The sequence below is a fragment of the Bacteroides sp. MSSM.1001136sp1_RTP21357st2_D2_RTP21359_211015 genome (assembly GCF_040913205.1).
GTDB classification, from domain to species: Bacteria; Bacteroidota; Bacteroidia; order Bacteroidales; family Bacteroidaceae; genus Bacteroides; species Bacteroides ovatus.
On sequence record NZ_JBDFVF010000023.1, the window covers coordinates 78,686 to 102,805 of the forward strand.

A 24,120-nucleotide genomic window follows, 5' to 3' on the forward strand; every position below is an offset into this window, starting at 1 on the left:
TTTATTTCTTTCATATTCATGGTTGATGTTTATTTCGGGGGTAAAAGGCCTAGTCCCAAATCAATCGTATTGGCAGAATTCCATAGGTAAGGCAATCCATTCTCGTCATTTGCCATGAGGTATCCGAGTAGATTCTTGAAGGTCGCATTGCTCGCCATGCTTTCCGGAAGCAATCCTTCCACTATCGGCTGCAATCCGGGTAATAACTGAATGAAAGCCGTGGTCGATTCTTTGGCCAGATAAAGATTGGTATGCCCGTTCTCTTCTTCCATTATGTTAAAGACAATGCCCTCGGTCAGCAAGTAGAATACTTGCCGGAAACTAGCATCATCCATATTAGCAATGATGCCGAGGAACTGATTGTCGAGTATGGCATTTAAAGTTCCAAGCAACTTTTTCAATTGAATAGGGTTCGACTTGGCAAGAGCTTCCGTAATGCCTGAAATCAGTCCCGGATCTATGGGAGTCTCACCGTCCTGGGTAGTCAGACCGATGATGGCCGGCAGATTGAGGTTCATCTTAATCTGTCCGTTGTTTGCTGCCCAGGTAATCAGATTGATGGGGGAAGCCGCCCATGTGCGATCTGCCAGCACACTGGTAATGTCGCTCTCTTTTAATGTACCAAGCATGAACTTGATGACAAATAGGGCAATCGTCCCCGTATCTTTATCGGGATCTATGTTACTGATAGGGATACTGCCAATATATACCGGACTGGTAGTGTAATTGGCGATCACGTTACCGTCGGGTTGCAAGGTGACTGATTGAAGAAGTTGCGGGATGAAATAGCAAAGCGCATTCTGAACCAGTTTCATTCTCATGAACAGTGTGCTGCCCGATTTGGTTAATTCTACATCGTCCAGATGGACATAGAATGCTCCGGTCAATATTTCACTCGATGATTCTTTCCATACGTATTGTCCTCCACTGGTTCCGACAATCATTTTCTTGCCTTTCGTAAAGCCGGATAAACCGTAACTTTTTCCCCATTTACTTTGTGGCATTGCTACATTCAAATCCAGTTTCATCGTTTTCGGAGTGAGGGTTCCGCTGTATGTCACCGTTGCCCCTTTCATTGTGATATTCTTTCCACTGAATGTATAGGAATCTCCCTGTTCGCATAAATCGATTTGGATAGGAGTTGTTTTTTCTCCCGGAATAATGTCGTTCAGTGTGATGGTTCCTTTTTCACTGTCGTCTGTTTTGAAATCGACAGTTTTTCCAACAAGTTTTTCTCCGCTGTAGGTCAGGTCTAAAGTGGCTGGTTTGATGTATGAGCCATACTCCTGGTTGAGCTCTCCCGGCCAGAATAGCTTGTCATTATAGGTTTCCTCGCAAGATGTAAGGAGGGAAGCTGTACAAGCTACATAAAGAAGTTTTTTCAAAGTTCTCATTCTCTTTTAGGTTTTATTTTAATGTATTATTTAAAACAGTGCAAAGTACGGTGAATAGGTGACTGCCGTCAAGCTCCATTCTTGGGATTCAATGTTCTATCTTTGTTATTTTCTAAAAAACACTCCTAATAAAGAAGAAAACAATGTTCTGTTTGTAAGATATAAGATACCATTTTTGAACTCTTTGTTTGGAATTCGGATGGAATGGATATTTTTGATAAACTAAAAAACTAGACGATGATAATAAACGACTCCTTTCCCAAATTTGACCTTCCGATTGATTTTATAGCAGATGATAGTATCACTGGGGATATTTTAAACTATTACAGTAATTTCCCATGCAAAATAAAAGCCGGTGTCTTTGTACTCTGTACCGAAGGGATGGTGAAAGCTACCATTAATTTGTTGGAGGTTGTCATTCGTAAGAATGATTTTGTAATTGTCCTTCCTAATTCGTTTATTCAGATACACGAAGTTTCGTCTGATACCCGCATTTCTTTTGCCGGTTTTTCATCCGATTTTATGCTTTCCGGCAACTATGTGGAAATCCTGCTAGACTCTATGCCTATGATCTTAAATAGCCCTGTCATTTCTCTGCAAGACGATATTGCCGGCTTGTATCGAAATGTATATCTTTTGCTGATTCGTGCTTATACACTTCCACATTCATTGGAAAATAAAGACATAATACGCTCCATACTGGCTATTTTCTTACAGGGAACGAAAGAACTGTATAAACGCTATGGCAGGAAGCTTGACGAACCTTTGAGAAGAGAGCAGGAGTTGTACAGGCAGTTTATACAGCTGCTGATGGCTCATTATACCAGTGAGCATGAAGTGGCATTTTATGCAGAAAAGTGTGGAGTTACTGCAGCGCATTTCTCTAGTGCAATTCGGAGAGCAAGCGGATACAGTCCGTTGGCAATCATCACGGAGATTATTATCATGAACGCGAAAGCACAACTGAAAACCACCCGGTTGCCGGTAAAAGAAATAGCATTCTCTTTGGGCTTTAACAATCATTCCTTTTTCAATAAATACTTCCGTAAACAGGTGAAGATGACTCCGCTGGAATATCGCGAGAAATAAATCTTTGTTTGCTTAAAATTGGGCTATACATAAAAACAGGATGTTTTATACATTTTCCCTGCTTTAATTAGAACCGGTGTGAGGGCAGCAATTCAAAAGGAGCTTAAATGTTTGTTTGAAGAATGTGAAAAGGTAGCACTTTGCTGATAAATCATTCTTTTTGCACTAATCTTACGTCAGAATCGGAATAAATGAATCTCTCTTTTTCTGATGTATAGCTATTTGCCAGATCAGCAATCAGCGAAGTTAGAAGTGAAATAGCTTGGAAACGACTCTTATTTCAATCTACAAATCCTTGCTCACCGATGAACGGTAGCTTGGTCGGTGAGCAAGGAGGCGTTCCTCACCGACCAAGGATACCTTTCATTAAAAGAACGGACGTTTTCATACAATGAAAAACGGTCTGTTTATCCTTTATTTATGCATAATAAGGGGGGTGATGTGCATATTCTTGCACTAAATTAGGCATTTTATTTTCTATTTGATTCGATTCATGACCATTGCTGAATAATAGAATCTTAAAAATAGAACAGAACTGTTTATTGCTGTAATACAGTCGATTCACCGATAAGAATCCCCCGTTCATTGATTTTTTTTCCTTTTTCTGCTTCTCTGTCATACATTTGTTACAGTATTGTAACATTTGCTACTCTAATCCCCTATGAATATGAACGAGACATGTAATGTGACCACCGCACTTTCCGCTTTCTCCTCCATTTCTTTGGAAGAGATGAGTACCATCCGTTTGATGAACCGTACCGACACAAAGTATATCGTTTCACTCTCTGCCCTGATGGACGTATTGCAACGGGCAAGTAACTGTTATCGTGTGCAGGAGGTGCAGGGAGAACGGAATATAGTTTATCACACTACCTATCTCGACACTCCCGATTACGCCATGTATCTGGCTCATCAAAACGGAAGAGTGATCCGTGAGAAAATCCGTGTAAGGACGTATGTCTCTTCCGGTCTGACTTTCCTGGAAGTGAAAAATAAGAATAATAAAGGGAGGACAGATAAAAAGCGGATCCGGGTACAAGGAGTAAACTCGTTGCGTCAGGATGGAGGAGAAGAGTTTCTTCGCAATTATGCCTGGTATGAGTTGTCTACCTTGAAACTTCTACTGGAAAATCATTTTCATCGTATTACATTGGTGAATAAGGCAATGACAGAACGGCTGACCATCGATACCGGTGTGCATTTCCATCATCTCATAACCGGAACAGAAGCAAGATTGGAAAATCTTGCCATCATAGAACTGAAGCGCGACGGGAGAACTTATTCACCCATCGGTGAAATACTGCGCGAACTGCATGTGCGGCCTTCGGGAATTAGTAAATATTGTGTGGGAACCGTACTCACAGCCGGGAACTTAAAATATAATCGGTTTAAACCCAAGTTGAGAATGGCACAGAAGATAGCAAAGAAGCAACTAATGAATATTTAATATAAAACCTGAATAATATGTTTGATGAACTAAGTGATATTACATTAATAGAAACACCATTGATGGATAGCGCAGGTTTCCTGGAATTGTTGTTGCGATTCTGCTTCAATTTACTGGTGGTATCCTGCATTATTCATCTGTTTTATTACCCCAAGAGCAAACGGCGTGATTATTATTTCACCTTTACGCTGATAAGCATCAGCATTTTCCTGATGATTTTCTTATTGGGAAGTGTCAAACTGAAAATAGGTTTTGCGCTCGGTTTATTTGCCATTTTCGGTATCATTCGCTATCGGACCGAGTCAATGCCCGTGCGTGAGATGACTTATCTTTTTGTTATCATTGCCATTTCGGTAATCAATGCTCTTGCCGTAGAAATCAGTTATGCCGAACTGGTATGTACCAACTTGCTTTTCATTGTCAGTATATGGCTTTGCGAAAGCAATCGCTGGCTGAAACATATCTCCTGTAAATTGATTCAATATGACAGGATAGAACTGATAAAACCCGAAAGAGAATTGGACTTATTGCGCGATCTCCGCGAACGGACAGGACTTGACATTGTTCGTGTGGAAGTGGGACATATCGATTTTTTACGGGATACAGCCATGCTGAAAATCTACTATGAACCGCTGAAAGATGAGATAAATACGATTGATACGTTGACCCGCTTACCTAAAGAAAATGAATAAGGAAATGGAAGATAAGTCAGGCAGAGAAAGTAAGAAGAGACTCTGGGATACAGGCAGATACCTGGTTGGTTGCCTGTTATTGTTGTGTATGGCAGGGAAGAGTTATGCACAGGGAGATGATTTCGGCGTGTGGACCAGTGCGGAAGTGAAGAAAAAGATATTCTCCGGTTTCGATGCTTCTCTGGAAGGTGAATTCCGTACAAGAGACGGATTGCAGACGGTGGAACGCTGGTCGGGTTCGGCAGGTGTTTCCTATAAGATGTTTCGTTGGCTGAAAGCATCCGCAGGATATACGTTTATTCATTATTACCATCCGATGGAAGTCACTAAAAAAGGAAACTATATCCCCGAATATTGGCAGCCGAAACATCGTGTAAACTTGTCATTAACAGGAAAGGTGGACTGGCGCCGCTTCACGTTTTCCCTTCGTGAACGGTGGCAATATACTTATCGTCCCAGTCAGTCGGTTCCCAAATTCGATGGTGATGACGGGAGTGTGAAGAATGATGAATATATCAGTGGAAAAGGAAAAAATGTGCTTCGTTCCCGTCTTCAGGTGGAATATAATATACGTAAATGTGCTTTTACGCCTTATACTTCATGTGAACTTTCATATTCGTTGAATGAGATCGGTGCTTTTGAAAAGTTGCGATGGACATTGGGGACGGAATGGAAACTAAGTAAGAAACATGCTCTCGATTTTTATTATCTGTATCAGAATAAGGCAGACGACGATGAGGCAAACGGGCATGTGATCGGTGCAGGATATTCATTTAAGTTTTAATATATAAAACGAGAAATTATGAAAAGAATAGTGTTGTTTTGGATACCGCTTTTATTGCTGTTGTTGGTGAATTGTACGACGGAATCATTCGATTTCGGCGATCAGGAAGGAATATTGGTCGAAGGTTCGGGAGGTGGAGGAAGCAGTCAGCCCAACCCGACGATTCCCGAGGGATCGGAAGACTTATTGGGATTTACAATCGCTTTTGATGAAAGTGATAGGACGACGTATGGAAGCATGTCGGAAACGGTCACTTCCGATGATGATTTTATAGAGAACTCCCAATTTGCCTCCGTGGTGACGATTACCTATAATGGAACGACTGCCACGGTAGGTAATGGAGTTTCCGGAGTGGAAGTATCTTCCAATGGGGCGCATATTGTGGTCAATTCTACGGTCAGCGGAGTAGAGTATGTGTTGAACGGGACTACTACGAACGGCTCGTTCAAGGTATACAGCGAAAAGAAATTCAAATTATCACTGGCGGGGGTGTCTATACTCAATCCGGTAGGTGCTGCCATTAATATCCAGTCTTCCAAACGTGTGTTTGTGGTATGCGCGGATGAAACAACGAATGTGTTGACAGATGGGTCTTCTTATACGGCAACTACTGATGGAGAGGATATGAAAGCCTGTCTGTTCAGTGAGGGGCAGCTCATTTTCAGTGGAGGCGGTTCACTCACAGTTACCGGAAATTATAAACATGCCATCACAAGCGATGATTATGTGCGTTTCCGTAGCGGGTGTAATATTACGGTAGTTTCGGCCAAAAAAGATGGAATCCATACCAATGAATCTGTGATTATCGGCGGCGGAATACTGAATATATCTTCAGACGGCGATGCTATTCAGTGTGAAGAGGGAGGAATTACGATGACCGGAGGCTTTGCAAAACTCTCTACAACGGATAATAAAGCGCATGGGTTGAAATCCTGTCTGGATGTGGTAATCAGTGGCGGTGCTATTCAGGCACAAGTGGCGGGAGCAGCCTCCAAAGGAATATCCTGTGATGGTAACCTGACCATCTCCGGAGGAAAGCTGACTGCATTCACTTCTCAAACCGCTCTTTATGAAGATAATGATTTAAGTTCGTGTGCAGGAATTAAATGTGACGGAAATATCCTGATTACAGGAGGGGAAATCGCTATTCAGAGTACAGGTGGAGCCGGTAAAGGTATCAACTGTGACGGTTCGATTACCATCAATGACGGCACGGTGAAAGTGATAACTACCGGTACGCAGTGTGTATATGGCAAGCTCGACTCGTCGGCAAAAGGAATCAAAGCGGACGGTGCGTTGACAATCAATGGAGGAACGGTGCTTGTGAAGGCTACCGGTGGGGAAGGTAGTGAGGGTATCGAGAGTAAAAGTGTGTTGACTGTCAATGAGGGTACAGTTGCCGCGCTTTGTTACGATGACTGTATGAATGCAAGTAACAGCATTGTTCTTAATGGTGGCAATATTTATTGTTATAGTTCCGGAAATGACGGCATTGACTCTAATGGTACGTTGACCATTACGGGGGGAGTGATCGTATCGTCGGGTACTACTTCTCCCGAAGACGGATTCGATTGCGATCAGAATACCTTTAAGATTACCGGGGGGATTGTTCTGGGTATTGGAGGAGGAACAAGTACACCTACATCAAGTGTATGTACGCAACGCACTGTGATCTATGGCGGTTCGGGAAGTAACGGAGAAATACTGAATATCCAGTCGGCCGACGGAACCAGCGTACTGACCTATCAGATTCCCCGTGCTTATTCTCAAATGACGGTATTGTTCAGTAGTCCGAATCTGACCTCGGGCGGTAGTTATACTATCTCAAAAGGAGGAACGGTTTCCGGTGGTTCCGAGTTCTTCGGGTTATATTCGGGAGCCACTTATTCCGGTGGCACGCAGGCGGCAACATTTACTGCCAGTTCGATGGTGACACAAGTCGGCAGCACTTCCGGCGGTGGCCAGCCCGGTGGTGGAGGCGGTGGACATGGACCTGGTGGATGGGGATGGTAAACAGCAGTTTACCGTCGAAATCCGTTCTTTGGTCGATTCTATTTGTGATAAAACAGGTTCGGTTTTATCTTTGTTTCGACAATCAGAAGCAATGAGGCATGAAAAGACTGCGTAAACAACACGTGCTGGAGCAGAGTATTTACGGAGCTATCTGGATCGTAATATTTCTTCTTCCGCTGATAGGCGGATACTTTGCCATGAGTGGAGGACTTGAACGGGAGGAAACCCGTATGGTGATCCGCGAATCATGGTTGAGTATCCTTCCTTTTTTCGTGCTTTTCCTGTTAAATAATTATGGGCTGGTTCCCTATTTTCTTTTTAAGAAAAGGTACTGGCAATATACTGTTTCGTTGATTTTTGTAATAGGAATGATTTGTTGGCTTTCTCCGTTTCCTTCTGCCAATCATTTCCCCAAAGATTTCAAGCGAGGAGAGTTGCCTCTTCGTATGAAGGAGAACCGGAGGGACCAGATTATTAAGACGAGAGAAAAGGCGAGGGAGGAAGGGGATGTGCATTGGCATGAATCCAATCCCGAACAACGTCCTAGGGGAATGGGAGATCCAAATGGTCCCGGAAGATTTCCAAAACCGACTCCTTTTCCTTATCCTCCTTTTGTGCTCCGCTATCTTATTCATTTCATCATTGCCTTTTTGATGGTAGGGTTCAATATCGCCATCAAACTTTTCTTTAAATCTTTCCGTGATGAAGAAATGCTGAAGGAACTGGAACATCAACGTTTGCAGTCGGAACTGCAGTATTTGAAATATCAGATTAATCCTCATTTCTTCATGAATACGCTCAATAATATTCATGCGTTGGTGGATATTGATACGGGGAAAGCGAAAAGTACGATTGTGGAACTTTCTAAACTGATGCGTTATGTGCTTTATGAAGCGAGTAATAAAACGATTTTGCTTTCACGTGAGGTTCAGTTTCTTAAAAATTACATTGCCCTGATGAGTTTGCGCTATACCAACAAAGTATCTATTCAGATGGATTTTCCGGCCGAAGTGCCCGAAGTGCAGATTCCTCCTTTGCTTTTTGTCTCTTTTGTGGAAAATGCTTTTAAGCATGGAGTCAGTTATCGGAGCGAGTCTTTTATTCATGTCTTGATGCAGTTGGATGAGGGCAACCGGCTTTCATTCCGTTGTTCCAACAGCAATAATGGTTCGGCTGACGAACAGCATCATGGCATCGGACTCGAGAATATCCGTAAGCGGTTGAGGCTTTTATTTGGCAATGATTATACGCTTTCCATTACCGAAGAGGAACATAAATTTGATGTCTTACTTATTATACCTTTATTAGAATGAAATGTATAGCAATAGATGATGAGCCGTTAGCATTGACGCAGTTGTCGGATTATATATCCCAGGTACCTTTTTTGTCTTTGGTAAAGTCATGCCAGGATGCGTTCGAGGCAATGAAGATATTGTCCGAAGAGGAGGTTGATTTGATCTTTGTGGATATTAATATGCCCGATTTGAACGGATTGGATTTCATACGTTCTTTGGTGAACCGTCCGTTGGTGATTTTCACTACTGCTTATTCTGAATATGCGGTAGAGGGTTTCAAACTGGATGCCGTAGATTATCTGCTGAAACCGTTTGAGTTCCAGGATTTATTGAAAGCGGCGGATAAAGCCCGCAGGCAATTTGAATATCGTTTGTTGGAACAACAGGGTGAAATAGGAAATGCTTCGCAGATAAAAGGAGATTCATTATTCGTGAAGAGCGATTACAGAGTGGTTCGCATCGATGTGAAGAATATCCGCTATATTGAGGGGATGAGTGAGTATGTGCGTATCTTTGTGGAAGGAGAGGACAAGCCTGTAATAACGCTTGCCAGCCTCCAGAAAATGGAAGAACGGCTTCCCACGCATTTCATGCGGGTCCACCGTTCTTATATTGTCAATCTTCGCAAGATTACCGAAGTTTCCCGTCTTCGCATTATCTTTGATAAGAATACTTATATTCCTGTCGGTGATAATTATAAGGAGAAATTTACGGAATACATTGGGAAATTAAGCCTTTCTTAAATAATTATTTAATTCCCAGTTTTTTGGCAATTTCTTTAGGAAGTGCATCTTTATGCACCAGGATATTCATTGTCTTGTAGGCAACGAATGCTTTGGAAGCATACCAGATACCATCATATTTGCCTGATTTACCCCAAGAGTTTTTCACCATGAAGTATTCTTTTCCGTTCTGGTCTTTAGCGATGCCGTAGATTACCATTCCGTGGTCGTCTGTTGTTTCCCAGTTGTCAAAAGCAACTTGACGCATTTCCTGGGTAATATCCTTTTCAGGGAAAGGTTTGGTGAATAGTTCTCTGCGTTTGTCGGCGGCAGTCAATCCTGTCCAACGGGCCATGTCTGAACCGGACAGTTCAGATTCTTTGGCTGCATCTGGCATTACGGCGATACCGTCACGTGAGAATCCTTGTTCGCTGACATCGCTACCCCATGCAAAGGTATAGCCTTTCTTTACAGCATTGTCCATAACAGCCATCAGTTCTTCGATAGGCAGGTTGTAAGACAGACCATTACGCCAGTTATCCTGAATTTCGATGGCGAATTGAGAATAGAACGGATGGTGTGTATAAGAAGTCAGTGATACATAGTCGTTATAGTTCAATCCCAGTGATTCGGCAAAAGTCTTCGGAGTATATTCTTTGCCTTTGTAGGTGAACTTCTCCGGACATGCTCCTAGGTAAGTGTCATAAATGGCACTTAGTCCGTTTTTCCATACCGGAGTCAGTTTGCTTAATTTACCTTTTGCAATCGCATTGATATAACCGGAAGCAACAGCATCCAGCTCATTATGTACCGGCAGCGTATCACCATACATAATACCCGGCATCACTTCTTGCGGAACGATACCATAATTCTTGATGCAATACATTACATCATAAAAACTTCCACCCGGAGAGAAAGAACTGTCACCGTGATAACGTACATAGTTTACTCCGCGATCCTGCATCGTTTTGTGTACAACAAACATTTCAGACAGGTCGTATTCACCTTTACCTAAACGAAGTAGTTCTGATTCAACAAATCCGAGAGTTGAGAAACTCCAGCAAGTACTCGAACGATTTTGGTTCTTGATAGAAGTTATCGGATTTTCTTTCACTGTCGTGAAAACAAAACCTTCTTCAGGTTTTGCATCTTGTGCCATAACACTTAGGCTGAACAGGCCTAAAGCAGCAATAAGGATTGTCTTTTTCATTCCTATGAAATTAATATTAAATTGTTTTGGCTACAAATATAGGAAAGTTTCACCACAGAGTAACACAGAGTTTCACAAAGTTTTCTCTTTTTTCAAATGGACAGCTATCTTAATGACTTCCGTTTTATGACATTTTATTGTATCTTGGCGCGGTAAGTTCGCTCGGAGAAAGTAATATTCAGGAACAGGGAAAGGCTGTTTTCTTTTTGCATACCGTTAGGAATTTTCATCTGGCCTTTATATTTCAATCCGATAGAAAGGACGTTGTTATTGCGCAATCCGAAGTTAAGTCCGGTACTGACGTAATATTCGGTTGCCTTTTTCTTTTGAATGACGATATAGGAATTATTAATACCTGTTCCCAATAGGATGCTGACCGGATTACGATAGACATTGCCCAATGTATATCTTCCACCGACTGATAACCGGTGTTGATTCTCAAAACTGACATTGGATTGGGAAGATTGCATCCGGCTCCAGTCCACATATTTGTAGTCGATGGTTGCCATCCAACGTAGAGTGTTGTAGGAAGCTCCGAGCCCAAAGAATTGAGGAAGACATTGGCGATAGCGTTTCAGGCTTTTTTCAATATCATCTCCTCCCGAACTGCTACTAACGTATAAGTTATTATCCTGCTTAAAATCCTGCGAGTAACCATATACGGCACCGGCAACGAAAGAACGTTCGCGGTCTATAGCCCATTTATACTGTACACCGAAATCCGCATAAAAAGTATGTTTGTAGGAGCTGGTTTCTTCTGTGGCAGTACCTTGCGTCTCCGTTTGTGTGATGGTCCCCGTCACATAAGAAAGATTGGTGCCGACAGAAAATCTTTTTCCGAAAAGGTAAGCCGTGCTGATACCCATCTTGGAAAGTCCTCCTTCACCCTGAAAGAGAGAAGAGATAGTACCTCCATTGGTGCCTGCCACTTCTTCATCCAGCGTGATGGCATATCCCACACTGCTGACGGGAGCCATGAAAATTGCTCCATACCAGCGTGGCATAATCCGGCAGCCGATACTTAGGTTATTCAGATTTCCGGTGACGGAACGGTTACTTGCTCCTCGTTGCGAATAAATCTGGTATGCTCCCATGATACCGGCATCGATCTGGAAGCGTTGTTCGGTCAACTCTGTGAGTGAAGCCGGATTGGCATTGTTAAGGAAATTATTTCCTCGCAATGCAATGCCTGTGCCGCCCAGTCCGGCATATTGCCCGCCTTCCCCGGTAGAAAGTTCTCCCAGTCCGAACATGGAAGTAGGGGAGTTCGTTGTATTTTGTGCAATAACTATAGAGACAGGAGTATAGAATGCCAGAAGGCAAAACAAAATCTTTTTCATTGTTGATAAGTTTTGTAAAGTATGATAAGTTTGGTATTCTTTTTATTGGCGGTATGTTCTCCGTCGCCGAAAATAACGCCTTGAAGTGTGGTATAGAACAAGTTGTCCGGAAGAAATAATTGTAGTTTCTGACGATCATATCCGGTAGTTCCCAGGTTTGTTTGCAGGAAAGAGGTGATGTCAAAAGAGTAATAAGTCTCCTCATAAGACATCTCGTCGACTACTAGATTTCCGCTTTGTACGGAACTCCCGGTGAGGTCGGTGATTACACTTTGCGTCACATTTTCATTGTTGGCGGTGTAGAGAGCCAGGCTTTTGGGCAACGGGTACATGCCGTCATAAGTTCCTTTTACCGGATATAACTGTAACGTTGCGCTCTCGATAGTCACAAGCTCTCCTTTTTCGCAGAGATTATTTAAATGTGGGAAGTCGATGGTGACATACATACCTGTCATTCCCTGCAGGTAGACCTGATGCTCGCTTTTTCCGGAAGAGTATTCATTGCCGTCCCCACTTTGCAGGTTGGCTATCGGGATGTTTGAGCGGTCTTGTTCTATTTTGTTGTAAGTCAGCGTGTTGCTTGTATTGAAAACCAGTGTTTTTTCGTTCAGTGTTTCCGTAATCTGGTGATAGTAGACCGTGATGCACATACTGGAGTCGTTGACTTGAAATCCGCTGATACAAGCGTCATTTGCATCGGGTATAAAAGCAATTCCCTTGAAATAATCATGGAAGAAATCCTGGGATTGCACCCATCGGCCATCATTCAGCATCAAGTTGAACCATTCTTCTCCCCATGCATCCGGCAATCGTATTTCCAGTTCTTCGCTCGGTGAGCCCGGAGTAGGACGAAAGTCGAAAGATGCCAGTGGAGTTTCGTTGTAATAGGCAGTAGTAGTGTTGTATAGGTACCCTCTATCGTCCAGTTCTATATTCTTTGTCAGTTCATGCAGATGAATGCGTTGGGTTTTTAGTGTATCTCCCAGGTAATTGCCCGAAGAATACAGGCGTATGGTGATCGAGTCGAACTCATATTGGATGTTTTCATCAAAAGAATAGGAAGGTACTTCATACTCTGCGTAAAAAGAGGCGGTAATTTTCCCCCATAAGTTGTCGTCACGGTATCCTATCTGGCAAACCGTATCTCCCGAAGTGGCTATGGAGTCGCTTAATACTGTACTAAGTAATACCGTACAAGTATCCATCTGTTCGTTGAGGAATGAACTTTGTACCCATTTCGCTCCTATGGACGATGAATCGTCTACACAAGCGAAAAAAGAAAGAGATATAAAGAATGAAAAAAGTAGTATGATTGACTTCATGTAGTAAAATGAAATTGGTTTTGTACCGGCAAAAGAAGAGGTTTTAAATAGTCCTCCAAAAAACTATCGACTAAATCTCTGTATTTGTCGACCTGAATTTTGTTGGTAGATAGAATGTCTTTATTTGTCGATAGTTTTTTTATGCGTGCCCGTTGCCGCCTACATTTGCGGTTGTAATCAACGACATATTTATGAATACGAAAATGAATAAATTACTTTGCATGATGGTGGTGCTGCTTTCATTGGCGGCATGTACGGATGATACTGAATATACGGCAGGTGTGTGGTATCGCCGTTCTGATTTTGATGGTGTGGCGCGTACGGACGCAGCTGGTTTTACGATTGGTAACGTAGGGTACCTCTGCACCGGATACCGGGGGAGTACCAAAGACCGTTTGAAAGATTGCTGGGCGTATGACATCGAGGCTAATTCGTGGACACAGTGTACATCAATGCCCGATGCGGCTCCTGCCCGAAATGCGGCTACAGGTTTTGCAGTAGGTACCAAAGGATATATTGCTACCGGTTACGATGCGACAAAAAAGGATTATCTGAATGATTGCTGGCAGTATGATCCTGCCACAAATTCCTGGAAGGAGATGGCTTCTATCCCGGATGGAACTGATGGGACTAATATCTATGGTAAACGGTATTATGCACTTTCTTTCGGCATTGGTCAGTATGGGTATCTGGGTACAGGTTACAACGATAATTATCAAAAGGATTTCTGGAAGTTCGACCCGTCGGTGGGAGATAAAGGAGAATGGACAGCCATGAGTGGATTTGGCGGACAGAAGAGAATGGGCGGTATGGCCTTCGTCATAGATGATATAGCTTATATCTGCGGCGGTGAAAATAACGGTTCGGATGTGACGGATTTCTGGTGTTTTAATCCGGCAACGGGTACTTGGAAAGAATTGCGCGAACTTTACGATAAGAGTGATGATGATTATGACGACGATTACACTTCTATCGTCCGTTCTTATGCTTGTGCTTTCGTGATCGACGGTAAAGGATACATTGCTGCGGGGCAGACTGCTGGTGGTAGTTATCGTTCCAATTATTGGATTTACGACCCTCTGACAGACCTCTGGGATGGGGAAGATTTGACAGATTTCGAAGGAAGTACACGCTCGAAAGCCGTATGCTTTTCTACTGGAAAACGGGGAATTATAGCTACGGGAGGAGCTTCTACTTATTATTACGATGATACTTGGGAGTTGAAGCCTTATGAATATGAAGAGAAATAAAAAAATAATAGGTATTAGTTGCTTTGTCTTGCTGCTTTTAGTGGGAATCATGTATGTGTATGTGCATCCGGTAAATAGATACCGTTTGGAAGTGACCCGGGTTGGAGGTAGTGGGTACGGCTATAAAATTTATGAGAGAGAGCGTTTGATAATTGTTCAACCTTTTATCCCGGTTGTTTCCGGGAAAAGAGCTTTTCAATCGGAACAGGATGCCCGATGTATAGGAAACTTAGTGCTGGAGCGAGTGAAAGCCGGGGATGAATTTGCCATATCAAAGGACGACTTGGATAATTTAGGAGTTGTTTATTAATGCCACCTTATTGGCACAATCATGCCACCTTACTGGCACGACTGTGTCAATGTGGTGGCACTGTTGTGCCAATACGATGGCACAAGGTAAAGCATTAAGTACAGATTATTTTTTCTCTTCTTCTTTGGATGCTACTACATAATCTTCTTTGATAAACTCATCATACACACGCTTGGGATGATCGAATGGTGCGGTTCCATTCTTTTGTTCATTGAAGTTTTCCCGGCGGAATTGTTTCAGTTTCAGGTTATCTTCCGCATACTCTCTCAATTTCCTATGCTCATTTCCGTAGAGCGAACTTTCGGTCACATCAGAATTGAGTAGGTTTTCTTTAGGAGTAATAGTAGGTAGGAGCACTTGTTCCAACAGACCACGATAGGCACCGTTATATTCGCACCATACGATATCGTTGGTTACAAATATACGATAGGAGTACTTTGACCATGCGGTTTTGATTTCAATAGATGTAGCATAAATTTCAATGGTAGCTTCTGAACCATACGCTTGGTCACGGATCACAACGGTCGTCCGACCGCTCAGTTCTTCCTTCACGGAAGTTTGCCACTTATCAGAGTGTAAGATTTCTTCGATAATTTCCGGCAAATTTTCTTTAATCTCAAACTGTATTCTCATGGTGCTTGCCTGCGGGCAGGACTTTTTTGATTTTTTCCTCCTTAAACAATTAAGCTAGCCTAAAGTTACATAGATTGAAGCAAAAAAACAAGATTTTATTTGAGAATTTGTTATTTTCGCCAAACTATCTGCCTTTTTCGTTTGTTTTTACCATAAATATGCACAAATCGTAAAAATAAAGTTTATGCGGAACAGGGCCCGGAAGAATTATGTCATTTATGTACTGATGTTACTCCTGTTTGGAGGGTTGATTTATGTTGCTATTGAAGAGGGTGACCGGTTTTCGCACTATGCGGTAAATGCGCAGAACATGGTACAGGGGAATCCTTTCACTATGTTTCTCCAGTTTATACAGGATAATCTTCATCATCCGCTCACTACCTTGTTGATTCAGATTATAGCCGTACTGCTGATGGTGCGTCTTTTTGGCTATTTGTTCAGTCTGATCGGGCAACCGGGAGTGATTGGAGAGATTGTTGCCGGTATTGTGTTAGGACCTTCCGTACTCGGCTTTTTCTTTCCGGATGCTTTTCATTTCCTTTTTCCGGCACACTCGCTTACCAATCTTGAACTGTTGAGTCAGGTGGGACTGATCCTTTTTATGTTTGTCATCGGTATGGAGCTGGATTTCAGTGTACTGAAAAATAAAATCAATGAAACGCTGGTGATTAGCCATGCCGGAATCTTAGTACCCTTCTTCCTGGGCATCTTGTCTTCTTACTGGGTGTACGAAGAATATGCAGCTGCCCAAACTCCGTTTCTTCCATTTGCCTTGTTTATAGGTATTTCTATGAGTATCACCGCTTTTCCGGTATTGGCACGCATCATTCAGGAGCGGAATATGACGAAGACTCCTTTAGGAACGCTGACCATTGCTTCCGCTGCCAATGATGATGTGACAGCCTGGTGTCTGTTGGCAGTGGTGATTGCTATCTCCAAAGCAGGAAGTTTTGCCAGCGCACTTTATTCAGTAGGACTGGCAGTTGTGTATATTGCAGTCATGTTTCTGGTAGTTCGTCCGTTTTTGAAGAAGGTAGGAGAAGTATATGCCAACCGGGAAGCAATCAATAAAACATTCGTGGCATTTATTCTGCTCATTCTTATTATTTCTTCTTGCCTGACCGAGATTATTGGTATTCATGCACTGTTCGGGGCCTTTATGGCAGGGGTAGTGATGCCGTCCAATCTGGGTTTCCGAAAGGTGATGATGGAGAAGGTGGAGGATATTTCATTAGTATTCTTTTTACCTCTGTTCTTTGCCTTCACCGGATTACGCACGGAAATCGGTTTGATAAACAGTCCGGAGTTGTGGATGATATGTTTACTGTTGGTGACGGTTGCTGTTGTCGGCAAACTGGGTGGATGTGCCATTGCCGCCCGTTTGGTGGGTGAGTCGTGGAAGGATAGTTTGACGATAGGGACATTGATGAATACACGGGGATTGATGGAGCTTGTCGCTTTGAATATCGGTTATGAAATGGGAGTTCTTCCTCCCTCTATATTCGTAATTTTGGTCATTATGGCGCTAGTTACGACCTTTATGACTACTCCTTTGCTTCATTTGGTGGAACATATTTTCGTACGTCGGGAAGAAAAATTATCTTTGAAGCACAAATTGATATTTTGTTTCGGGCGTCCGGAATCCGGGCGTGTGTTGCTTTCCATTTATGATTTGTTATTTGGGAAGCATTTGAAGAAAAATCATTTGATTGCAGCACACTATACGGTGGGTACGGATCTGAATCCGTTGAATGCCGAACATTATGCCAGCGAGAGTTTTGCTTTGCTCAATCAACAGGCAGCGAAATTAAATATCCAGGTAGATAACCATTATCGGGTGACAGACAAACTTGTACAGGAAATCATCCACTTTGTCCGTAACGAACATCCTGATATGCTGCTTTTGGGAGCCGGGAGTCATTATCGTTCGGATATGCCGGGAACTCCGGGAGCAATTTTATGGTTAACGCTCTTCCGGGATAAGATTGATGAGATTATGGAGCAGGTGAAGTGTCCGGTGGCCGTATTTGTCAATCGTCAGTATCGGGAAGGCGCGACAGTCAGTTTCGTACTTGGTGGAATGATTGATCTGTTTCTTTTTTCCTATTTGGATAAGATGTTACAGAACGGACATTCGGTACGTCTTTTTCTTTTTGATACGGACGATGAAGAGTTCCGTGGACGCATTGACGATTTGCAGGTGCGTTATCCGGAACAAACGATGATAGTGTGCTTTGAGGGAGTAGAAGATTTAGTGACTGAAGAGAAAGACGGATTATTGATAATGAGCCATCTTTCTTATACGAAATTATCCGAGGATGAGGCTGTGATGCGTGAATTGTCATCTTTGCTGGTAATCCGCCGGAATAAGAATACGGGAGATAAAAATGAAGGACTTGAAAATTGATGAATCTACGGGATTAGTGTTGGAAGGCGGGGGAATGCGTGGAGTATTCACCTGCGGTGTGCTTGATTATTTTATGGATCACGATATCCGGTTTCCCTATGCGATAGGAGTGTCTGCGGGTGCGTGCAACGGGTTGTCGTATGCATCACGGCAACGGGGACGTGCCAAATACAGCAACATTGACTTGTTGGAGAAGTATGATTATATCGGTCTGAAACATTTGCTCAAAAAACGTAATATACTGGACTTTGATCTATTATTCAATGAATTCCCCGAACATATTCTTCCTTACGATTATGAAACATATTTTGCTTCACCGGAACGTTTTGTGATGGTGACTACGAATTGCATCACGGGAGAAGCCAACTATTTCGAAGAGAAAAAAGACAGTCGCAGGGTGATTGATATTGTCCGCGCATCCAGCAGTCTCCCTTTTGTATGTCCTATTACTTATGTAGACGGGGTTCCCATGCTCGATGGAGGAATTGTAGATTCCATACCTTTGCAAAGAGCCATTACGGATGGCTGCACGAGAAATGTTGTGGTACTCACCCGTAATCGGGGGTATCGGAAAGATTCGAAAGACATTCGTATCCCTTCGTTTGTATATCGGAAATATCCGAAGTTGCGCGAAGCGTTAAGTCGGCGGTGTGCTGTTTATAATGAGCAGTTGGAAATGGTAGAGCGCATGGAGGATGAAGGACAGATTATTGTTATTCGCCCGTTAAAACCTGTAGCCGTAGACCGCATCGAGAAAGATGTGCAAAAGCTGACAGAGTTTTATCAGGAAGGGTACGAATGTGCGAGAGCCTTACTTGAAGAATAAAGTCTCCATAGTTGAACAATAGACAGGCTCTCCATGCTTTTTTGTTTTTTTTGAATGTCAGATAGGATAATTGGGCGTGTTCCCTTTTCATTTCGAATGGGTATATTGTTCAGCAGCCTTTTTTAGTTTCCTACCCATCAATTCTACCAGAGTCTTCGGATAAAGAACTTGTATTCCCTCGGCATATCCGAAGAATACTCGTTCTAACTCATGGTTGATGACGACTTCAATTTCCAGTATGACACTTCCGTCAGCCAATCTTTCCACCACTTGCTGGCTGCGGTGTATAGGCTTGGTTATGATGTAAGGTGCTTCGGCAGCGGCTACCTTGAAACCGATTTTCTCCGCTACGCTTCCGGAGTTTTTAGTGACTCCTACCAGATCATCGAAGAACGTGTTCGGATCGAAGAACGTATTTTTTATGTAATGTTCTTGTGGCAGAACTTCCAATGATTGTATTCTGTCCAAAGCTAAATTTTGCAAGATCCGTCCGTTTCCTCTGACACCATAAACGAACCACCGGTTGCGATATTCTTTTAATAGATAAGGATAAAAAATAAAGCTGTTGGCCGAACGTGCCTTGAACGAACGATATTTGAGCTGTATCGGATGCTCGTTTACAATCGCGTGATAGATCGTATCCAGATAATCCAGTCCTTTCAACGATTCATTCTTTTCAAAGTCAATGATAGGAGTGGTTTTCATCCGGGCAGAAGCAACGTGATCTTCCAAGCGGTTGATAATATCGCTCATTTCCGTAAAATAGGAGAAACCTTTAAACTGCCTCAACACTTCCACGGCTTCCGACATCGTTTTCAGGTCTTGTTCGTTCAGCGGAGTTTGTGTAATGCTGTATTCCGGATCTTCGTATTTATAGTATTTATTTTCGTACACCACAATCGGAGCGTTATAACCCAGCTTCTCGCTGCGCATCATCTGTATATCCATTTGTACCGTACGTTTGCTTATGCCTTTATCGATGCCTTCGTATTCATAAAGAGCATCCGAGCAAGCATCTACCAAATCTTCCAACGTCCAGCGTCGATAAGGATTACGCAGACAGTTATCAATTGTTTTATAACGGATTAAGGCATTTCTATTTGCTGGCATAAGTAGAAGAATAAAGATTGGCTTCAAAAGTAGAAAAATAAATTCAGGAAAACAAAGAGGTTACAGGTCTTTATTCTTGGATGATAAAAGAAAATTCTTAGGATTTGTATCAAATTTGATACCCTTTGAAACAAAGTTTATAGACGAAGGCGAAGATACCTCCTATCTTTGCCTTCGTCTTGTTAGATATAAACTAGGAATACTTTGTTGCCATGAAAACAAACCCTTGGATGAAACTATGTAAAGGTGCAATACTTGCGTTAGCAGTCTCTTATGGACTGACTTATTGCCACACTACTAAAAGCAAGTTGACCTTGGAACAGAAAAGCGATAGCCTGACTGTCATCCACATCACTAATCCGACTAATTATATATTGCTTCCTATAGAAGAGGAAGCAGCGGAAAGTCAGGTTCTCCTCAATACAGGAGAAGCTGCCGATACCGATATGGATATTCGTTTGGCACAGAATCAAGTGGATTATTTTGTTCCCTTTGCTTTGCCTGCCGGAGTGAAGACTGCCACCGTGTGTGTTCGTAATAAATCAAAGGATGCACTTTGCTGGAAAGAAATCAAACTATCTGATACTTTTGATACAGCCAATACGGAAAAGTTCCGCCCTGTTTACCATCATACTCCTCTCTATGGCTGGATGAATGATGCCAACGGATTGGTGTATAAAGATGGAGAATATCATTTGTATTTTCAATATAATCCTTACGGCTCTAAATGGGGAAATATGCATTGGGGACATTCTGTCAGCAAAGACCTGATGCATTGGGAACATCTGGAACCAGCTATTGCCCGTGATACATTGGGACATATCTTTTCCGGTAGCTCTATTGTCGATCAGGAGAATATAGCGGGTTACGGAGCAGGGAGTATCCTGGCTTTTTATACTTCTGCCAGTGATAAAAACGGGCAGATCCAATGTCTTGCTTTTAGCAAGGATAATGGACGGACATTTACTAAATATGAGAAGAACCCCATCTTGTGCCCTGCTGATGGTTTGAGAGATTTCCGTGACCCAAAAGTGTTCCGGTATGAACCGGAAGATAAATGGGTGATGATTGTCTCCGCCGATAAAGAAATGCGTTTCTATGACTCTAAGAATCTGAAGGACTGGAACTATATGAGTAGTTTTGGAGAAGGATACGGGGCACAGCCTTGTCAATTTGAATGTCCGGACATGGTGGAACTTCCGGTGGATGGAGATCTGAACCGTAAGAAATGGGCATTGATAGTGAACGTCAATCCGGGATGTTATTTCGGAGGAAGTGCTACCCAATACTTTACAGGAAACTTTGATGGAACGAAATTCAGTTGTGACAGTCAGCCGAATGTCACGAAATGGTTGGATTGGGGCAAAGATCACTATGCTACCGTTTGTTTCTCAAACACTGGAGAACGAACGATTGCTGTTCCTTGGATGAGTAACTGGCAATATTGTAATATTGTTCCGACAAAGCAATTCCGTAGTGCTAACGCTTTGCCGCGTGAGTTAAGTCTTTATACACAAGACGGTGAAATTTATCTTTCAGCAGCTCCGATACTGGAGATAAAGACTCTGCGAAAAGAAAAGAAAGAGATTCCGGCATTTACGGTTGCCAATGATTGTCATATTGATTCTTTATTGGCTGATAATGATGGTGCTTATGAACTGGCATTGGAAATTACCGCCGGGGAAGCGGAGATTATGGGATTCAGCCTCTTTAATGATAAAGGGGAAAAGGTGGATATCTACTTCAATCTTCCGGAAAAGAGATTGGTTATGGACCGGACGAAAAGTGGTATCGTGGATTTCGGAAAGAAGAGTGTACTTCATGAAATAGAGGTTCACGACCGCAGAAAGACGACTTCCATCAATTATATAGATGATTTCGCATTAGCTACCTGGGCACCGATAAAGAAAGAGAATGAATATACGTTGGATGTCTTTGTTGATAAATGTTCTGTAGAAATATTCTTGAATGGAGGAAAGGTAGCAATGACTAATCTTATCTTTCCATCGGAACCATACAACCGTATGTGTTTTTATAGCAAAGGAGGTTCATTTCAAGTAGATTCATTCAAGGCGTATCGGTTGGGTTTATAATAGAAATAGAAGTTACACAATAGGTGTTTACATAGATTCAGTGAAAGCAACAAGTATTGATTGCTTTTTAAGGATTCATAGGTTAGATTTATAAGTTAGGTTTTGTAAATTAGAATTAGGTGTTTGGTAGCTGTCAGATGTGAAATCCGGCAGCTACTTTTATTCATTAATTATTCATCAATTTCAATTGTATATCCTCCTTGGAATATCTCTTCCGGTTGTAAGTGCTGCATCCAGTCCTTATCTTTATATTCACCAGTATAATGTGCGCGGTCGCAACGTCCGTACCAAGGTTCGATGCAGACGAAAGGAGCATTCTTTGCAGGTGGAGACCAAAGACCGACTACCGGAGCGTTAAAATGTAAACTAAGATAAGCCTGTTTCTCTTTATTATATAAGGTAACTTTACGGACCTGTTCATTCTCCAGTATCAAAGCATCTTTATCAAAAGTATGCGTGTCCAGTGGTAATAATCCGTCTGTCAACTCTAAAGAATATTCTGTGGAAGGATCAGCGCATCCCTTTTCTGAAATGAGAATATATTTCAAACCGTTTTCCTTGTCAAATCCGAAGAACCCTCTTTCAGAATTGCTTGCATCGAACTCCGGCCAATAGAAAGCTGGATGTGCTCCAATCTGAAAGTACATTTCCTTGTTGCCGTTATTCTTTACTTTCCACATAACTTCAATTTGCTTTCCCTGAATGCGATAGCCTATTTCCAGACAGAATGGAAAAGGGTATTTCTGCAAAGTCTCTTCATTGCTGACAAGACGGTAACGCACTTCATCCTCTTTTTCAGTAACAATCGTAAATTCCATGTCACGGGCAAAACCATGTTGAGTAAGCGTATAAGGAATCCCCTCGTTACGATACTCATTTTCCCATACGCTCCCAACAATGGGGAATAGGACAGGAGAGTGACGTTTCCAAAAAGCAGGATCGGCTTGCCACAGATATTTTTTTCCATTGGCGAAGATACTGCAAAGTTCAGCTCCGTGAGGAGATACTTGAATCGTGAGTTGTTTGTTGGAGATTGTTTTCATATCGTTTATTTATTGGATTATTTTGAGGGTAATTTTTCATTTATCTTTCGGTTCATCTTTCAATCCGTCTTTCAATTCGTATTCAGATTTACCTTTCAGTAGAATACCACTTTTTGCATTAAGAGGAGAGATTACTCTCTTGCCCGTTTTAGCCTCCAGTTCCAGTCGGGCATTGCGGGCAACTTCTCCACCTTGTTGAGCAATATCTATGTGGTCATTGAATGTTTCGGGATCGCTGATTTCGGATATTTCTTTAGTAGAAAGTTCGGCAAGCATATTTAATACCAATTCTTTATTGGTCATATTATCCCGTAGGTTTTCTTTTTTCAATCCTTTAAATTGTTTGTACTCTTTAGATGTCATATCCGACCAGGTCTGATAGATTACATCCGTTAATGTGGCAAATTGAACGCCTTCTTGCAGACCTCGTTTTTTCCATTCGTCAGTAAGGTCTTTACGGATTTCAATTGATTTCAAACGTTGGTTAATCCAATTGTCGGAATACCCCAAGCGTTTATAATCTTGTAGAGCCTGTTCGATGGATAATTCGGGGTCTTGTATTTGATTGAGCCGTTCACTGGCAACTTGAGCCATCCATAATTTGAATGGTTCTGCTTTTGGGGAGGGGATGGATTGGATAAGGCGGAGAAGCTGTTCGGTGTCGGCGACATCGGTAAGGCGCATTTTGCCATCAACTGCCTGCATTTTCAACTGGTGACAATTTGTCACCGTTTCATTTCCCTCTTCTTTAAGTCTCTGTTTCAGCTTATTCCAATATTTACGTCCATCGGTACTTTCAGTTAAAATGCTAACCACATCTACTATCGAAAAATACCACTTCTCTTGTTCATCATCCCATACCGTACGTACTTTTTTTTCCTCAAAGAGCTTTAATGCTTGTTGTTTAGTCATGAATTCTGTTTTTAGAATCTTTAATTGGTTGTTATCTTAATGAAGAGTCTTCTCAATTTGGGGGCTCATATCACTACACAAAGATACCACTTTCAATCAACATAAGAGAATATAAATCTCATTTTTCTCATAGCAAGAAGAAAACATGTATAAAACCCTATAAAATAGCGTGCTATGCAACAATTGTTATAGCCTTTGAAACATTTTTTTCAGTCGTTTGATATAAAT

At 42.2% G+C, this 24,120-nt stretch carries 20 protein-coding genes; 12 read left to right on the top strand and 8 right to left on the bottom strand.

The genetic code is table 11. The annotated features are described in order from the left end of the window. Positions 1–29 precede the first annotated feature (29 nt). Complete coding sequence (locus tag AB5217_RS15470) at positions 30–1,394, bottom strand: DUF4925 domain-containing protein (protein ID WP_004301019.1); 1,365 nt, start codon at positions 1,392–1,394, stop codon at positions 30–32. A 237-nt stretch (positions 1,395–1,631) separates the two neighbouring features. Here AB5217_RS15470 and AB5217_RS15475 point away from each other — a divergent pair, with 237 nt between their 5' ends. The 7 genes from AB5217_RS15475 (at position 1,632) to AB5217_RS15505 (ending at position 9,457) form a co-directional block, all read left to right on the top strand. Continuing rightward, the gene (locus AB5217_RS15475) at positions 1,632–2,483 is read left to right on the top strand and encodes a helix-turn-helix domain-containing protein (RefSeq protein ID WP_004301017.1); all 852 of its coding nucleotides are present in this window, start codon (positions 1,632–1,634) and stop codon (positions 2,481–2,483) included. Between the two features lie 667 nt (positions 2,484–3,150). Beyond that, the gene (locus tag AB5217_RS15480) at positions 3,151–3,930 is read left to right on the top strand and encodes a polyphosphate polymerase domain-containing protein (RefSeq protein ID WP_004307130.1); all 780 of its coding nucleotides are present in this window, start codon (positions 3,151–3,153) and stop codon (positions 3,928–3,930) included. A 17-nt stretch (positions 3,931–3,947) separates the two neighbouring features. After that, the gene (locus tag AB5217_RS15485; RefSeq protein WP_004301013.1) at positions 3,948–4,622 is read left to right on the top strand and encodes a DUF4956 domain-containing protein; all 675 of its coding nucleotides are present in this window, start codon (positions 3,948–3,950) and stop codon (positions 4,620–4,622) included. A 4-nt stretch (positions 4,623–4,626) separates the two neighbouring features. Continuing rightward, a complete protein-coding gene (locus AB5217_RS15490; RefSeq protein WP_004307129.1) occupies positions 4,627–5,406 on the top strand; it encodes a DUF2490 domain-containing protein in 780 nt (259 codons plus the stop codon). An 18-nt stretch (positions 5,407–5,424) separates the two neighbouring features. Beyond that, the gene (locus AB5217_RS15495) at positions 5,425–7,419 is read left to right on the top strand and encodes a carbohydrate-binding domain-containing protein (protein WP_004307128.1); all 1,995 of its coding nucleotides are present in this window, start codon (positions 5,425–5,427) and stop codon (positions 7,417–7,419) included. Between the two features lie 98 nt (positions 7,420–7,517). Beyond that, a complete protein-coding gene (locus AB5217_RS15500; protein WP_004301009.1) occupies positions 7,518–8,732 on the top strand; it encodes a sensor histidine kinase in 1,215 nt (404 codons plus the stop codon). Next, a complete protein-coding gene (locus tag AB5217_RS15505; protein ID WP_004301008.1) occupies positions 8,729–9,457 on the top strand; it encodes a LytR/AlgR family response regulator transcription factor in 729 nt (242 codons plus the stop codon). Before AB5217_RS15500 ends, AB5217_RS15505 begins: the two co-directional genes overlap by 4 nt. Positions 9,458–9,461: 4 nt before the next feature. Here the strand turns inward: AB5217_RS15505 and AB5217_RS15510 are convergent, their stop codons facing one another. From AB5217_RS15510 to AB5217_RS15520, 3 genes are all read right to left on the bottom strand, one after another. After that, positions 9,462–10,646 carry an aminopeptidase C gene (locus tag AB5217_RS15510; RefSeq protein WP_004301007.1) on the bottom strand — a complete coding sequence of 395 codons (1,185 nt, stop codon included), beginning with the start codon at positions 10,644–10,646 and terminating at the stop codon, positions 9,462–9,464. Between the two features lie 134 nt (positions 10,647–10,780). After that, positions 10,781–11,986: a hypothetical protein gene (locus tag AB5217_RS15515; RefSeq protein ID WP_004307127.1), complete on the bottom strand. Its 1,206-nt coding sequence runs from the start codon at positions 11,984–11,986 to the stop codon at positions 10,781–10,783. Next, complete coding sequence (locus AB5217_RS15520; RefSeq protein WP_004301005.1) at positions 11,983–13,308, bottom strand: DUF4270 family protein; 1,326 nt, start codon at positions 13,306–13,308, stop codon at positions 11,983–11,985. The genes AB5217_RS15515 and AB5217_RS15520 overlap by 4 nt, the downstream gene beginning before the upstream one ends. A gap of 191 nt (positions 13,309–13,499) precedes the next feature. On the opposite strand from AB5217_RS15520, the gene AB5217_RS15525 reads away from it, so the two are divergent. Together AB5217_RS15525 and AB5217_RS15530 are read left to right on the top strand one after the other, a co-directional pair. Next, entirely contained in the window at positions 13,500–14,558 is a 1,059-nt protein-coding gene (locus AB5217_RS15525) for a Kelch repeat-containing protein (RefSeq protein ID WP_004301004.1), read from the top strand. After that, on the top strand, positions 14,539–14,868 hold the full coding sequence (locus AB5217_RS15530) for a DUF4907 domain-containing protein (RefSeq protein ID WP_004301003.1): 330 nt from the start codon (positions 14,539–14,541) through the stop codon (positions 14,866–14,868). Before AB5217_RS15525 ends, AB5217_RS15530 begins: the two co-directional genes overlap by 20 nt. A gap of 105 nt (positions 14,869–14,973) precedes the next feature. On the opposite strand, the gene AB5217_RS15535 is transcribed toward AB5217_RS15530, so the two are convergent. After that, the gene (locus AB5217_RS15535) at positions 14,974–15,501 is read right to left on the bottom strand and encodes a hypothetical protein (protein ID WP_004301002.1); all 528 of its coding nucleotides are present in this window, start codon (positions 15,499–15,501) and stop codon (positions 14,974–14,976) included. Positions 15,502–15,685: 184 nt separating this feature from the next. Here AB5217_RS15535 and AB5217_RS15540 point away from each other — a divergent pair, with 184 nt between their 5' ends. Both AB5217_RS15540 and AB5217_RS15545 read left to right on the top strand, forming a co-directional pair. Beyond that, complete coding sequence (locus tag AB5217_RS15540) at positions 15,686–17,908, top strand: cation:proton antiporter (protein ID WP_032854767.1); 2,223 nt, start codon at positions 15,686–15,688, stop codon at positions 17,906–17,908. Next, positions 17,889–18,734: a patatin family protein gene (locus AB5217_RS15545; protein WP_004321607.1), complete on the top strand. Its 846-nt coding sequence runs from the start codon at positions 17,889–17,891 to the stop codon at positions 18,732–18,734. The genes AB5217_RS15540 and AB5217_RS15545 overlap by 20 nt, the downstream gene beginning before the upstream one ends. Before the next feature lie 87 nt (positions 18,735–18,821). Here AB5217_RS15545 and AB5217_RS15550 read toward each other — a convergent pair whose 3' ends face one another. After that, complete coding sequence (locus AB5217_RS15550; RefSeq protein ID WP_032843854.1) at positions 18,822–19,844, bottom strand: helix-turn-helix transcriptional regulator; 1,023 nt, start codon at positions 19,842–19,844, stop codon at positions 18,822–18,824. Positions 19,845–20,056: 212 nt separating this feature from the next. Here AB5217_RS15550 and AB5217_RS15555 point away from each other — a divergent pair, with 212 nt between their 5' ends. Next, on the top strand, positions 20,057–21,937 hold the full coding sequence (locus AB5217_RS15555) for a DUF4980 domain-containing protein (protein ID WP_032843852.1): 1,881 nt from the start codon (positions 20,057–20,059) through the stop codon (positions 21,935–21,937). Positions 21,938–22,107: 170 nt separating this feature from the next. Here AB5217_RS15555 and AB5217_RS15560 read toward each other — a convergent pair whose 3' ends face one another. Beyond that, entirely contained in the window at positions 22,108–22,980 is an 873-nt protein-coding gene (locus AB5217_RS15560) for an aldose 1-epimerase family protein (RefSeq protein WP_032843851.1), read from the bottom strand. A 36-nt stretch (positions 22,981–23,016) separates the two neighbouring features. Beyond that, positions 23,017–23,892, bottom strand: coding sequence for a Bro-N domain-containing protein (locus AB5217_RS15565; RefSeq protein WP_032843849.1), 876 nt, complete (start codon positions 23,890–23,892; stop codon positions 23,017–23,019). Between the last annotated feature and the right edge of the window lie 228 nt (positions 23,893–24,120).